This is a genomic window from Mesorhizobium sp. KR1-2, from assembly GCF_040045035.1.
In the GTDB taxonomy this organism is placed as follows: domain Bacteria; phylum Pseudomonadota; class Alphaproteobacteria; order Rhizobiales; family Rhizobiaceae; genus Pseudaminobacter.
Genome location: NZ_JBDZDS010000002.1, coordinates 374,218 through 387,644, shown reverse-complemented (window position 1 = coordinate 387,644; position 13,427 = coordinate 374,218). Strand labels below are relative to the sequence as shown.

Annotated in this window: 10 protein-coding genes; 8 read left to right on the top strand and 2 right to left on the bottom strand. The window is 63.8% G+C overall.

The window, feature by feature from the left end; genetic code table 11:
* The first annotated feature begins 155 nt into the window (after positions 1 to 155).
* Together ilvD and ABLE85_RS06070 are read left to right on the top strand one after the other, a co-directional pair.
* Positions 156 to 1,880 (top strand): dihydroxy-acid dehydratase, encoded by a 1,725-nt coding sequence (ilvD, locus tag ABLE85_RS06075; RefSeq protein WP_348791804.1) that lies wholly within the window; start codon positions 156 to 158, stop codon positions 1,878 to 1,880.
* On the top strand, positions 1,867 to 2,688 hold the full coding sequence (locus ABLE85_RS06070) for a tetratricopeptide repeat protein (protein ID WP_348791803.1): 822 nt from the start codon (positions 1,867 to 1,869) through the stop codon (positions 2,686 to 2,688). Before ilvD ends, ABLE85_RS06070 begins: the two co-directional genes overlap by 14 nt.
* 130 nt (positions 2,689 to 2,818) lie before the next feature.
* Here the strand turns inward: ABLE85_RS06070 and xth are convergent, their stop codons facing one another.
* Together xth and erpA are read right to left on the bottom strand one after the other, a co-directional pair.
* A complete protein-coding gene (xth, locus tag ABLE85_RS06065; protein WP_348791802.1) occupies positions 2,819 to 3,610 on the bottom strand; it encodes an exodeoxyribonuclease III in 792 nt (263 codons plus the stop codon).
* 233 nt (positions 3,611 to 3,843) lie between these two features.
* On the bottom strand, positions 3,844 to 4,194 hold the full coding sequence (gene erpA / locus ABLE85_RS06060) for an iron-sulfur cluster insertion protein ErpA (RefSeq protein ID WP_348791801.1): 351 nt from the start codon (positions 4,192 to 4,194) through the stop codon (positions 3,844 to 3,846).
* 78 nt (positions 4,195 to 4,272) lie between these two features.
* Between erpA and ABLE85_RS06055 the strand changes: the two genes are divergently transcribed.
* From ABLE85_RS06055 to scpB, 6 genes are all read left to right on the top strand, one after another.
* Positions 4,273 to 5,487: a deoxyguanosinetriphosphate triphosphohydrolase gene (locus tag ABLE85_RS06055; protein WP_348791800.1), complete on the top strand. Its 1,215-nt coding sequence runs from the start codon at positions 4,273 to 4,275 to the stop codon at positions 5,485 to 5,487.
* 63 nt (positions 5,488 to 5,550) lie between these two features.
* Positions 5,551 to 7,311, top strand: coding sequence for an arginine--tRNA ligase (gene argS, locus ABLE85_RS06050; RefSeq protein WP_348791799.1), 1,761 nt, complete (start codon positions 5,551 to 5,553; stop codon positions 7,309 to 7,311).
* Positions 7,312 to 7,414: 103 nt separating this feature from the next.
* Entirely contained in the window at positions 7,415 to 10,642 is a 3,228-nt protein-coding gene (locus ABLE85_RS06045) for an SPOR domain-containing protein (RefSeq protein WP_348791798.1), read from the top strand.
* A 153-nt stretch (positions 10,643 to 10,795) separates the two neighbouring features.
* Positions 10,796 to 11,815: a beta-N-acetylhexosaminidase gene (gene nagZ / locus ABLE85_RS06040; RefSeq protein WP_348791797.1), complete on the top strand. Its 1,020-nt coding sequence runs from the start codon at positions 10,796 to 10,798 to the stop codon at positions 11,813 to 11,815.
* Positions 11,816 to 11,886: 71 nt separating this feature from the next.
* A complete protein-coding gene (locus ABLE85_RS06035) occupies positions 11,887 to 12,687 on the top strand; it encodes a ScpA family protein (protein WP_348792117.1) in 801 nt (266 codons plus the stop codon).
* Positions 12,684 to 13,418 carry an SMC-Scp complex subunit ScpB gene (gene scpB / locus ABLE85_RS06030; protein WP_348791796.1) on the top strand — a complete coding sequence of 245 codons (735 nt, stop codon included), beginning with the start codon at positions 12,684 to 12,686 and terminating at the stop codon, positions 13,416 to 13,418. Before ABLE85_RS06035 ends, scpB begins: the two co-directional genes overlap by 4 nt.
* Positions 13,419 to 13,427 lie beyond the last annotated feature (9 nt).

Genomic DNA, 13,427 nt, shown 5'->3' with positions numbered 1-13,427 from the left:
TGATTCGGCAACACTCTTTGCGGAAGCAATGCGCTACAAGGAACAAGGTTAGAACTGCCGCGTTCCCGCCATAAACCCGGAGCACCTCGGCAGGGTCTTTGGCCAAACGCAGGACCAAGACGAAAGTAACCGCGCTTCGGCAACACGAAAATAAGATGGACGCCAAGGTAATCTCGAAAGCTAAGCTGCCAAGCCGCCATGTGACCGTAGGTCCGGCGCGCGCTCCGCATCGCTCCTATCTCTACGCGATGGGGCTGTCGGCGGCCGAGATTGCACAGCCGCTGGTCGGTGTAGCGAGCTGCTGGAACGAGGCGGCGCCCTGCAACATTTCGCTGATGCGCCAGGCCCAGGCGGTAAAGCAGGGCGTGGCGGCTGCCAAGGGCACGCCGAGGGAATTCTGCACCATCACTGTCACCGATGGCATCGCCATGGGGCACCAGGGCATGAAGGCCTCGCTGGTGTCGCGCGAGGTTATCGCCGACAGCGTCGAGCTGACCATGCGCGGCCACTGCTACGACGGCCTGGTCGGTCTCGCGGGCTGCGACAAGTCGCTGCCCGGCATGATGATGGCCATGTTGCGGCTCAACGTGCCCTCGGTTTTCATCTATGGCGGCTCCATCCTTCCCGGCACCTATCGCGGCCGTCAGATCACCGTTCAGGACGTGTTCGAGGCGGTTGGCCAGCATTCGGTTGGCGCGATGTCGGATGCCGAACTGCTCGAGGTGGAGCAGGCTGCGTGCCCGTCTGCGGGCTCCTGCGGCGCCCAGTTCACCGCCAACACGATGGCAACCGTTGCCGAAGCGATCGGCCTTGCGCTGCCCTATTCCTGCGGTGCGCCGGCGCCCTACGAAATGCGCGACCGCTTCAACTTCGCTGCTGGCGAGAAGGTGATGGAACTCATCGCCAAAAATATCCGTCCGCGCGACATCGTCACCCGCAAGGCGCTGGAGAATGCGGCAGCCGTGGTTTCGGCCACCGGCGGCTCCACCAATGCGGCACTGCACCTGCCGGCGATCGCGCATGAATGCGGCATCGAGTTCGACCTGTTCGACGTCGCCAAGATTTTCGCCCGTACGCCCTACATTGCCGATCTCAAGCCCGGTGGGAAATACGTCGCCAAGGACATGTTCGAGGCGGGCGGCATACCGCTTTTGATGAAGACTATGCTCGACCATGGCTATCTGCACGGCGACTGTCTGACGGTCACCGGCCGCACTTTGGCCGAAAATCTGGAGCACGTTGACTGGAACGACGAACAGGATGTGGTTCGCCCGGCCGATAGGCCGATTACAACCACTGGCGGTGTCGTCGGGCTCAAGGGCAATTTGGCCCCTGAGGGTGCGATTGTGAAGGTGGCGGGCATGGCCGAGCTGCAATTCTCGGGGCCCGCGCGGTGTTTTGATTCGGAAGAAGATTGTTTTGAAGCTGTGAGCAATCGCAGCTACCGGGAAGGCGAGGTTCTCGTCATCCGTTATGAAGGCCCCAAGGGTGGGCCGGGCATGCGAGAGATGTTGGCGACAACGGCGGCGCTTTACGGCCAGGGTATGGGCGGCAAGGTGGCTTTGATCACGGACGGGCGTTTTTCCGGCGCCACGCGTGGCTTCTGCATTGGCCATGTCGGCCCGGAGGCTGCGGTCGGAGGCCCGATCGGCCTGATCGAGGACGGCGACATCATCACCATCGATGCCGTGAACGGCACGCTCGACGTGGCGCTTTCCGACGAGGAACTGGCGACCCGGGCGAAGAATTGGAAGCCGCGCCAGACGGACTATCAGTCCGGCGCGATCTGGAAATATGCCCAGACGGTCGGTTCCGCCCGTCATGGAGCCGTCACCCATCCCGGCGGCGCGAAAGAAACACACTGCTATGCGGATATCTGACGTCGTGAGAAAGACCGTTCTGGCGACCTTCTTTGCCACCGCGACCCTCGGCTTGACCGGGGGAGCGATGGCGTTCGACGACAAGGTTTTCGACGACAACGGCGCCGTCAAGCCCAAGTCCAGCCCATGGGCCGTGTTCCAGTTCGGCTTTTCCGCCTACAAGAGCGGCCACAAGGACCAGGCGGTGGAGGCCTATCGCTATGCGGCCGAGAACGGCCAGATCGGCGCCACCTGGAAGCTCGCCCGCATGTATGCCGAGGGCGACGGCGTCGATCGCAACGACTTCGAGGCCTTCAAGTTCTTCAGCGAGATCGTCGATCAGGACGTCGAGCCGGGCAGCCCGGAGGAAAGCTACGTGTCCGACGCGCTGGTGGCGCTCGGCAGCTATCTGAAGAAGGGCATCCCCGACAGCCCGATCAGGCCCAACAAGGTCGCCGCGCAGGAATATTTCATGCGCGCCGCCGCCAATTACCGCAATCCCGATGCCCAGTTCGAAATGGGGAAAATGTTCCTCAAGGGCGAGGGGGGCGTGAAGGCCAGCATGCGCCAGGCCGGTCGCTGGTTCCAGCTCGCAGCCGAGAAGGGGCATGCCGGCGCGCAGGCGACCCTCGGCAATCTCCTGTTCCAGTCGGGCAAGGTCGTGCGCGGGCTTGCCATGATGACGGCGGCGCTCGATCGGGCCGCCCCGGTCGACCAGCCCTGGATCCGCGGCATGCAGGAAGAGGCTTTCGCGCTTGCCGGGGAAGCGGACCGTCGCACGGCCATCGCGCTCGCGGAAGACATCCTCACCAAGGGCGCGTCGCAGTAGGCAGCACTGCGCGGCGACGCCGACGCGTCATGCCCGGTCACGAAAGGAGCGGTCTCCTTTCGAAATTGTTCTCTAAAACTGAAGCTTGCGCGGCGATCCGGACTCTATCCATGAAGATCGGCCTGCGCCCTCACGCCGGCCGGAGCGCCAGTTCTGCCACCACGGGGACGTGGTCGGAGGGCTTTTCCCAGGCGCGCACATGCTTTTCGATCGAGGCAGCGGAAAAGCGGTTGGCCGCTTCCGGCGACATCAGCAGGAAATCGATGCGGATGCCGTTGTTCTTTTGCCAGGCGCCGGCCTGGTAGTCCCAGAACGTGTAGGTGTCCGGCGCGTCGGTGACGGCGCGGGTCGCCTCGGTGAAGCCGAGGTTCAGCAGGCGGCGGAAACCCTGTCTGCTTTCGGGCTGGAACAGGGCATCACTTAGCCAGGCGTCCGGGTTGCGGGCGTCGATCGGCTCCGGGATGACGTTGTAGTCGCCGCCAAGGATGAGCGGCTCCTCGAGCAGCAGGCGCTCCTGGGCCCAGTTTTCCAGGCGCGCCATCCACGACAGCTTGTAGGAGAATTTTTCGGTGCCGATCGGGTTGCCGTTGGGCAGATAGAGCGAGACGACGCGCAGCACACCCTTGTCGGTGGAGAACACGCCTTCGATGAAGCGCGCCTGCTCGTCGGCGTCGTCGCCCGGCAGGCCGCGGTTGACCTCGTCGAAGCGGAGCTTGGACAGGATTGCGACGCCGTTAAAGCCCTTCTGGCCGTGCGTCTCGACGTGGTAGCCAAGCGCCTCGATCTCCGCACGGGGGAACTGGTCGTCGACCGACTTGATCTCCTGCAGGCAGACGATGTCAGGGTTGCTGTCCTTCAGCCAGACCAGCAGGTTGCCGAGGCGCGCCTTGACGCCATTGATGTTCCACGTAACGATCTTCATGAAAACCAGACGACTATTTCATCAAATTCCTTGGTAATGGAATCCGATGAGCGAGTCGATCCTGCATTGCCCTTGGAGGCAAGGAAAACCTGCCAGGGGGAACGGCCGGCAGAAATACTGGGTGCTTGCCATGCCACGCAACCGGTGGACGAGCGCGGAGGCTTGAAAAGCGCGAAACAACGAAAAAGGCCGCGGTACCGCGGCCATTTTTGGATCAGGCCGATAGCGGAAGCCTAGATCGAGAAGCTGGTGCCGCAGCCGCAGGATGCCACGGCGTTCGGATTGCGGATCTGGAACGACTGGCCCATCAGATCGTCCACGAAATCGATCACCGAGCCGCCCATATAGACCAGCGAGAGGTCATCGATCAGCACCGTGGCGCCGTCCTTCTCGATGGCGACGTCGTCGTCGTTGCGGGCTGAAACCAGGTCAAATTTGTAGGAGAAGCCGGAGCAGCCACCGCCCTCCACCGAAACACGCAGCGCGATCTTGCCGGGCTCGTTGGCAATGATTTTGAGGATCCGCCTTGCGGCGGATTCGGAAAGTTCTACAGTCTTCATCGTGGTCTTGGCGTCAGCGCCCATTGGCGTCACCTTGCTTTCGCGTCGTTACCATAGGTATGAAGCGCTACACGGCAAGTCAACCAGCGGCGGCAACGGACAATGGCGAACGAGCTTGGCGATATCGGTTTCGGCTACCGGCCGCGCGCCTCCTATGCCTGCGACCCTGCGCGCTCGCGCGGGCGGCTGTTCGAGGAAGTCGAAAGCCCGACCCGCACGCCTTTCCAGCGCGACCGTGACCGCATCATCCATTCGACCGCGTTCCGCCGCCTGAAGCACAAGACCCAGGTCTTCATCGCGCATGAAGGCGACCACTACCGCACGCGGCTCACGCATACGATCGAAGTCGCCCAGATCGCGCGGGCCCTGGCGCGGGCGCTGCGTTGCGATGAAGACCTCGCCGAGGCCGTGGCGCTCGTCCACGATTTCGGCCACACGCCTTTTGGCCATACCGGCGAGGACGCGCTGAACGAGAAGATGGCCGAATGGGGCGGCTTCGACCACAACGCGCAGTCGCTGCGGGTGGTGACCCGTCTGGAGCGCCGCTATGCCGAGTTCGACGGGCTCAACCTGAGCTGGGAAACCCTGGAAGGCCTGGTCAAGCACAACGGGCCGTTGACGGATGCCGCCGGCAAAGGGCTCAAGGGCAGGGTGCCGCAGGCTATCCAGGACTATTCGCAGCTCCACGACCTTGAGCTCGACAAGTTCGCCAGCCTCGAGGCGCAGTGTGCGGCGATCGCCGACGACATTGCCTACAACACCCATGACATAGACGATGGCCTGCGGGCCGGGCTGCTGACCTTCGACATGCTGGAGGAGGTGGCGCTGCCCGCCTCCATCCTGAAAGCGGTGCGAGACTGCTATCCCGCGCTCGACAGCGCACGGACCGGGCACGAACTGATGCGCCGGCAGATCACCATCCTGGTCGAGGATGTCATCCGGACGGCAACCAGCCGGTTGGCGGCGCTGAAGCCGGGCAGCGTCGAGGATATCCATGGCGCCGGCATGACGATCGCGACCTTTTCGGACGAGATGATCCCGGCGGAAAAGCAACTCAAGGCGTTTCTCTACAAGAACATCTACCGGCATAAGGATGTGATGAGGGTGCGCGCCGGTGCCGATCAGATCGTGCGCGACCTGTTCGACCTCTACTTCGACGACCCGCGGGAGATGCCGGAGGGCTGGCGCGAAGGGCTCGACCGCGCCGAGAATCGTATCAAGGCGCGCCATGTCTCCGATTTCCTCGCCGGCATGACCGACACCTATGCGATCAAGGAACACCGACGGCTGTTTGACCGAACGCCCGATTTGGGATAGGCGAACACCGTTTTCCCGGCTTCAGGCCGGCTCGCATTGTCGATTTTTTCCAGAGTAAGCCTCATGAACATCTTCGCCGATTTCAACGAGCGGGTCATCAAGGTCGTTGAAGCGCTCGACTTGAAGGACAAGGACGGCGGTGTCGTCGACGCCTCGCGCATTGCCGTCGAGCCGCCGCGAGATGCCTCCCATGGCGACCTGGCGACCAATGCCGCGATGGTGCTGGCCAAGCCCACGGGGCAGAATCCGCGCGCGCTGGCCGAAAGGCTTGCCGAGGAACTGCGCAAGGACAAGGACGTCGCTGCCGTCGATGTGGCCGGCCCCGGCTTCGTCAACCTCCGGCTGACGGACGGCTTCTGGCAGTCGCATCTGCAGTCGCTACTGAAGCTCGGCACGGATTTTGGCCGCTCCACCATCGGCAAGGGCACCAAAGTCAACGTCGAGTACGTCTCGGCGAATCCGACCGGCCCGATGCATGTCGGCCATTGCCGCGGCGCGGTGGTTGGCGATGCGCTTGCCAATCTGCTTGCCTTCGCCGGCTATGATGTGACCAAGGAATACTACATCAACGACGCTGGCGCGCAGATCGACGTTCTGGCGCGCTCTGTCATGCTGCGCTACCGCGAGGCCCTGGGCGAGGACATCGGCGAGATCCCGGCCGGCCTCTATCCGGGCGACTATCTGGTGCCGGTCGGCCAGGCGCTGGCCAAGGAGTTCGGCGACGGCCTGCTGCGCAAGCCTGAAGCCGAGGCTGTCGCCATTGTCAAGGATCGCACCATCGATGCCATGATGGAGATGATCCGCGAGGATCTGGCGCTCCTCAACGTGCACCACGAGGTGTTCTTCTCCGAGCGAACGCTGCACGCCAACGATGCCGCGGCCATTCGCTCGGCAATCACCGACCTGACGCTGAAGGGCCACGTCTACAAGGGCAAGCTGCCGCCGCCCAAGGGCCAGAAGCCCGAGGACTGGGAGGATCGCGAGCAGACCCTGTTCCGCTCCACCGATGTGGGTGACGACATCGACCGGCCGCTGGTCAAGTCGGACGGCAGCTTCACCTATTTCGCCGCCGATGTTGCCTATCTGAAGGACAAGCTGCAGCGCGGCTTCAACGAGACCATCTTCATCCTTGGCGCCGACCATGGCGGCTACGTCAAGCGCATGGAGGCGCTTGCCAAGGCGGTCTCCGGCGGCACGATGAAGTTGACGGTGCTGCTCTGCCAACTGGTCAAGCTCTACCGCAACGGCGAGCCGGTGCGCATGTCGAAGCGCTCTGGCGACTTCATCACCTTGCGCGACGTGGTTGAGGAGGTCGGCCGCGATCCGATCCGCTTCATGATGCTCTACCGCAAGAATGACGCGCCGCTGGACTTCGACTTCGCCAAGGTCACGGAGCAGTCCAAGGACAATCCGGTCTTCTACGTGCAGTATGCCTCGGCGCGCTGCCACTCGGTGTTCCGGCAGGCGAGGGAGCAACTGGGCAACGATACCAGCTTCGCGCCGCCGACGCTGGCCGAAGCCGCCGAGCGGCTCACCGACGAAAGCGAGATAGGGCTGATCCGCAAGCTTGCAGAATATCCGCGTCTGGTGGAATCCGCAGCCCTCGCGCAGGAGCCGCATAGACTGGCATTTTACCTGTATGACCTGGCTTCGACTTTCCATGGACACTGGAATCGGGGCACAGACAACCAGGACTTACGTTTTGTTAAGGTTAACGACCGAGAATTGACGCATGCCAGACTTGGGCTGGTGCAGGCTGTATCCGACGTTTTGACGTCTGGCCTGGCGATGATCGGGGCCGAGGCGCCCACGGAAATGCGCTAGGCCGTAGGGGAAAACCTGTCACCTTTTGCCCACATTACGCTGGTAAGGCCCAACCTTCCGCAACGTCCGGTACGTGCGGAAAGTGCGAGTTTCGGGAAAGAGTATGGCAGACAGAACCCAACTGAGAGTCGCCGAGCAGGATCAGCTTTCGAGCGAGGATCCGTTCGCCGAACTGACCCGGATCATGGGGTTTGACCCTCGTGGGACGGCTCGGCAGCAGTCTGAAGCCGTTTCCGCGCCCGAGAGCGCACACGAATCGTTCGATGCCATCGGTGGCGACGACTTCGGCATCGATCTCGAAAGAGAACTGATGGGCGAGTTCGGCCTGGCGGATGACGGGCAGGGCAGTGGTCACGCGTTTCAGCCGGCTGAGCCGCAGTACTCCCATTCGCACCCCGTTGCCGACGAGCAGGGCGATGCGTTCGCGCATGAGGCCGGGACCTATGAGGCGGAGGCCGTCTACGCGGCTCAGGAGCCTTATGCCGAGCCGACCATGACTTACGATGAGCCGGAAGTGGTGGCGCAGTATGATGCCGCGCCGGCCTACCAAGAATTTGAGGCTGCTCCCGCATACGACTACGCGCCCGAAGCGCCGGTCGATCAGGCCGCGGACGCCTTCGATGAAGCGTTCGCCGCTTCGGTGGAGCAGGAACTGTCGCTGGACGGCGACTGGCAGGCTGAGGCCGTGCATGACCGCGACGAAGTGTCGACGCACGATGTTGCAGCCTCGTCCTACTACGAGCCTTCGCTGGAGCCTGCATACCAGCAGCCTGTCGCCTATGATCATGTCGAGGTCGTCGCCGAGGCGTCCTACGCTGAAGAGGCCGTCGCCGCTTCGTTTGAAGACGAATTCGCGCTCGATGCGGATTGGCAGCAGGCCGAAGAGCAGCCCTTTTCGATCGAGGAGCCCGAGGTCGCTCCGACCTACGAGCCCGTTGCTTATCAGCAGGGACTGAGTGAGCAGGGGTCGGAATTCGCGTCCTCTCCGGTCGGAGAGGTGGACTTCTCTGACGAATTCGATACCGCTCTGGCCGAAGTCGATATGGACTTCACGGCCGTTCCGCTGGCATCCGCCGGTGGAGCCGCGTTCGAGCCGCAAGTCGATTTCGATGCGCAGGAAACGTCGTATTTCCATGCGGAAGAGCCGCACCACATCGATGCGCCCGCCGCCCCGGAAGTGACCGGCCCTAGCCTAGAAGACGAGTTGAATGCGCTTCTCGGCAATATGAGCGAGCCGCAGCAGGCATTCGCCAGTGCGCCTGCTGCCCACGTTGAGTATGTCCCGGAGATCGAGACGCTCGCAGCGTTCGACGAACCGGAATTCGCCGCTGCCGAAGAGTTCGAACTTGGGCTGGATGACGAAGACTTCCACGTAGAGACGCCCGCCGCGCCCGTCTCCGAGCCGGTCTTCACGCAGGCCCGCAGCGAGCATAGCTATTCGCGCGGCAACTATCGTATCGGACAGCCGGCCTATGTGCAGCCGGTTGCAGAGTCCTATTCGCCCGCCCCGGTGGCTTATGTCGAGGCACCGGTCGAGCCCATCGCCTACATGCCTGAAAACGCGCACGAACCGGAATTCGAGCTCGAGCCGGAACTCGAACTTGATTTCGACGACGACGCATTCGAGGCGGCCTTCGCCGGATCGATCGAAGATGTGCAGCCAGCAGCCCATGCGGCCGAGCCCGCAACGTTGCAGCCCGAGGTGGCCCAGGAATCCGATCCTTATGCGGAACTCGCGGCCCTGACGGCCTCGTTCAAGCCGACCGTCTCGACCGCAACTGCCTGGAACCAGTACGCGCCTTCGGCCGCCGAGCCGCAGCAAGCGGATATGCAGGGTTTCCAGGAGCAGGACGACCAGGACGATTATGCGGCGTCGGCCTATGAAGATTTTCCCGACATCGACACGGTCGATGTGCCCGAGCAGGCCGTGGCTCTGGCGGACGACCTGGAACTCCCCGAGCTTTCTTTCGAGGAAGACGTCCCTGTCGTGCCTGCCTACGATGATCTCGATGCCGAGTTCGCAAATCTTCTCAACGAGATGAACTCTCCTGAGCCGGCGACGCCCGAGCCTGCTACGCCGACCGCCAGCGAGGCGGATGATTTCGCCGCCGAGTTCGAACGCGAATTCCAGTTCGAGAACCAGGCCTACCAGGCGAGCGACTATGCTGCCGCAGCCGGCATTGCTGCCGCTGGCGCCCTGGGCGCGGCGGCCCTGGCATCCGCCAAGGGCGGTTACGGGAGTGACGACTTCGCGGACTCCCAGACGTCTGGCCGGGGGCAGTTCGCCACCGACGCGTTCGACTACGACCCCGATCTCGAAGACGACATGGCCGCGTCGGCCTACGCCGCAAAGGAGCGCCAGGCGCCGCAGCGCCGCGGCGCGATAATCGCGGCCGTCATCGGTGGCGTCGTGGTCCTGGGTGGCATTGGCGCCTATGCCCTGTCGGGTGGAGGTGGCTCGAGCACGCCGGCCGTCATCAAGGCCGACGAAGGTCCGATCAAGATGCGTCCTGAAAACCCCGGTGGCTCCACCGTGCCCAATCAGGACAGCAAAGTTTACGAGACTGTGGCGCGCACGCCCTCGAACGAGCCGACGCAGAAGCAACTGGTGACGACGGCCGAGACGCCGATCGACATGACCGCGCAGGATGAGGCCCCGCTGGACGAAGAAGAAGTCATTGTCGGGGATGAAGAGAACGCGGCCCCCGCCGGCAAGTCCGAGGACCGGATTATGCAGGCGATCCAGGAAGACAGTGGCGCGGCCCAGAACGCCGAAGTTGCGGCCGTGGCGCCGCGCAAGGTGCGCACGATGATCGTGAAGGCCGACGGCACGCTGGTGCCGCGTGAAGACCCGGCTCCCGAACCTGCGGCTGCACCGGAAGAAGCCGCCGCTCCGGCAGCTTCCGCCCCCGCGGCTTCCGCTCCGGCACAGCAGGCTCCTGCAGAGGCGGCAGCGCCCGCGTCCAAGCCACAGTCCTCCAACACGCCGGCCACGGTCGCGGTTGCGCCGAGCCGCCCGTCCGACCAGCCGGTCAATGTCGTTGGCGAGGTCAAGCCTGATCAGGTCGCGCTCAACGCTGCCAGCGCCGGCGAGTGGGCGATGCAGATTGCTTCCCAGCCGACCGAGGCGGCGGCCCAGGCTTCCTATCAGGACCTGCTGCGCAAGTACGGCGGCGTGCTGAACGGTCACCCGGCCAACGTGGTCAAGGCCGAGATCGCCGGCAAGGGGACGTTCTACCGCGTCCGCGTGCCTGCCGCGACCCGCAACGATGCGATCGCGCTCTGCGAAAGCTACAAGGCGGCCGGCGGGAACTGCTTCGTCTCGAAGTAGTCGACCCGCGTGACAAACAGGCCCAGTAGAATCCAAGACCGGCGCGAGGTCCTCGCGCCGGTCTTGCTCGTATATGGGAGGCGGAAAACGTCGATCTCGCATAGTCTGCGGGGCTGATTTCCACCGCGCCCGCGTTGTTCTATTTTAAGGGCCATGACCGAATCAAAATCGATGATCCTCGGCTGCGCCGGGAAAACGCTCACCCCGGACGAAATCCGCTTCTATGGCGACGAGCGTCCGTGGGGCTTCATTCTGTTCGCCCGCAACGTCGGCGAGCCTGAGGAGATCCGCGATCTCGTGGCCTCCATGCGCGACAGCGTCGGACAGCCCAATGCTCCGGTTTTCATCGATCAGGAAGGCGGGCGCGTGCAGCGGTTGCGTCCGCCCATCGCGCCGAACTATCCGGCCGGCGGCGCAATCGGGGAACTCTACAAGAAGGACCGCGAGGCGGGCCTGCGGGCGGCGTGGCTGTTGTCGCGATTGCATGCCTTCGATCTTCGGCGCTTCGGCATCACCGCCGACTGCCTGCCTGTGCTCGATGTGCCCATCGAAGGGGCGAGCGACGTCATCGGCAACCGCGCCTATGGCAAGGACCCGCAGACCGTGGCGACGCTCGGCAAGGCTGCCGCCGACGGCCTGCTGGCGGGCGGCGTGCTGCCCGTGATGAAGCACATTCCCGGTCACGGGCGCGCGTTCTCCGACACGCATTTCGAGTTGCCGACCGTGGACGCGACGCTGGAGCAACTGCGTGCGCATGACTTCGCGCCGTTCAAGGCGCTCAACGATCTGCCCGCGGCCATGACGGCGCATGTGGTCTACGCCGCCGTCGATCCCAATCATCCGGCTACGACTTCGGAGAAGGTCGTGCGCGAGATCGTGCGCGGCGAGATCGGTTTCGACGGTCTCCTGATCAGCGATGATACCTCGATGAAGGCGCTTTCTGGGGATTTCCCCTCGAAAGCGGCTTCGATCCTTGCGGCGGGGTGTGATCTCGTCCTTCACTGCAATGGCGTGATGGAGGAAATGGCGGGCATCGCATCGCGCACGACCCCGCTTCAGGGCAAATCGCTTGAACGGGCCGAGCATGCCCTTACATGCATCGAACAGTGCGACGCCGCCGACGAGGCGGCTGTGCGCGCCGAGTTTGCAACCTATTTCGAGGCCGCCGTCTAGGATCGCGGCCCGGCAGCGAAGGAACCGGATTGGCGGAGACACAGGACAGCCGGAGCCCGAAGGCCACGCCGATGGACCGTCTTTGGACGGACGGCGAGGAGACGCGCGGCGTCAGCGAGCCGGCGCTGCAGATTGATATTGCCGGTTTCGAAGGCCCGCTCGACCTACTCCTGCATCTCGCGCGCAACCAGAAGGTCGACCTCTCGCGCATTTCCATCCTGGCGCTGGCCGAACAATATCTCACCTTCGTCGACAGTGCGCGCGCCGTACGGCTGGAACTGGCCGCCGACTATCTGGTGATGGCCGCGTGGCTGGCCTTCCTGAAATCCAAGCTGCTCATTCCCAAGCAGGCTGACGAGGAGGGGCAGAGCGGCGAGGAACTGGCCGCCGTGCTGCAATTCCGGCTCAAGCGGCTTGAGGCCATGCGCGATGCCGCGGCCAGGTTGGTCAACCGCAACAGGCTCGGACGCGATGTCTTTGCCCGCGGTAGCCCGGAACTCGTCATCGTGGAGAAGCGCAACGAGTATTCAGCCTCGCTCTACGATCTGCTGACGGCCTATGCCATCCAGCGCCAGCGGCAGGCGATCACCAATGTGCGCATCGCCAAGCGTGGCGTCTGGTCACTGAAACAAGCTCGCGACATTCTCACCCGCTTGGTGGGCGGATTCAAGGACTGGACCGCGCTCGACCAGTTCCTGATCTCTTATATGACCACGCCGGAAGAGCGGGCGACGGCAATTGCCAGCTCCTTTGCTGCCACGCTTGAACTGGTCCGCGAGGGGCATGTGGAGGTCCGCCAGCAGGATGCTTTCTCGCCGCTCTATCTGCGCAGCCGCACAGCTGCCGCAAATCCGGCCAAAGGTGCGTCATGAGCGAAAGCAGCGCCAACGCCACCGTGATCCCGTTCGTGACCGAGGAGGCTGCCGGCGAGCATAGGGCTGCCGAGCGCCGGGACTTCGCGGAGGCCGTGCGCATGGCCGAAGCCATCGTCTTCGCCAGCGCCGAGCCTGTCAGCCAAAAGGCGCTGGCTGCGCGCCTGCCCGAAGGGGTCGACGTCCCCGCCACCATGGCCGAGTTGCAGCGGATCTATTCGCAGCGGGGCGTCAATCTGGTGCGGGTTGCTGACGCCTGGGCTTTCCGGACGGCCGGCGATCTTGCCTTCCTGATGAGCCGGGACGCCGTGCAGCAGAAGAAGCTGTCGCGCGCCGCGCTCGAGGTTCTGGCCATCATTGCCTACCACCAGCCTGTCACGCGGGCCGAGATCGAGGAAATCCGCGGAGTGGAAACCTCCAAGGGCACGCTTGATACGCTGTTGGAAACCGAATGGGTGCGCATGCGTGGCAGGCGGCGCACGCCCGGCCGGCCGGTGACCTACGGCACGACGGACAAGTTCCTCGACCATTTCGCCCTCGAGGAGATCCGCGACCTGCCCGGCATGGAGGAACTGAAGGGGGCAGGGCTGCTGTCGGCCCGCATGCCTTCGAACTTCTCCATACCGCTCCCGCCGTCGGATCTGGACCTGCTCACCGAGGACGAGGAGCCGCTGACCGACATCGACCTCGAGGAGCTTGGGCTGTTGACACCCCGGGCGCTAGATGATTGACGAAGGGTC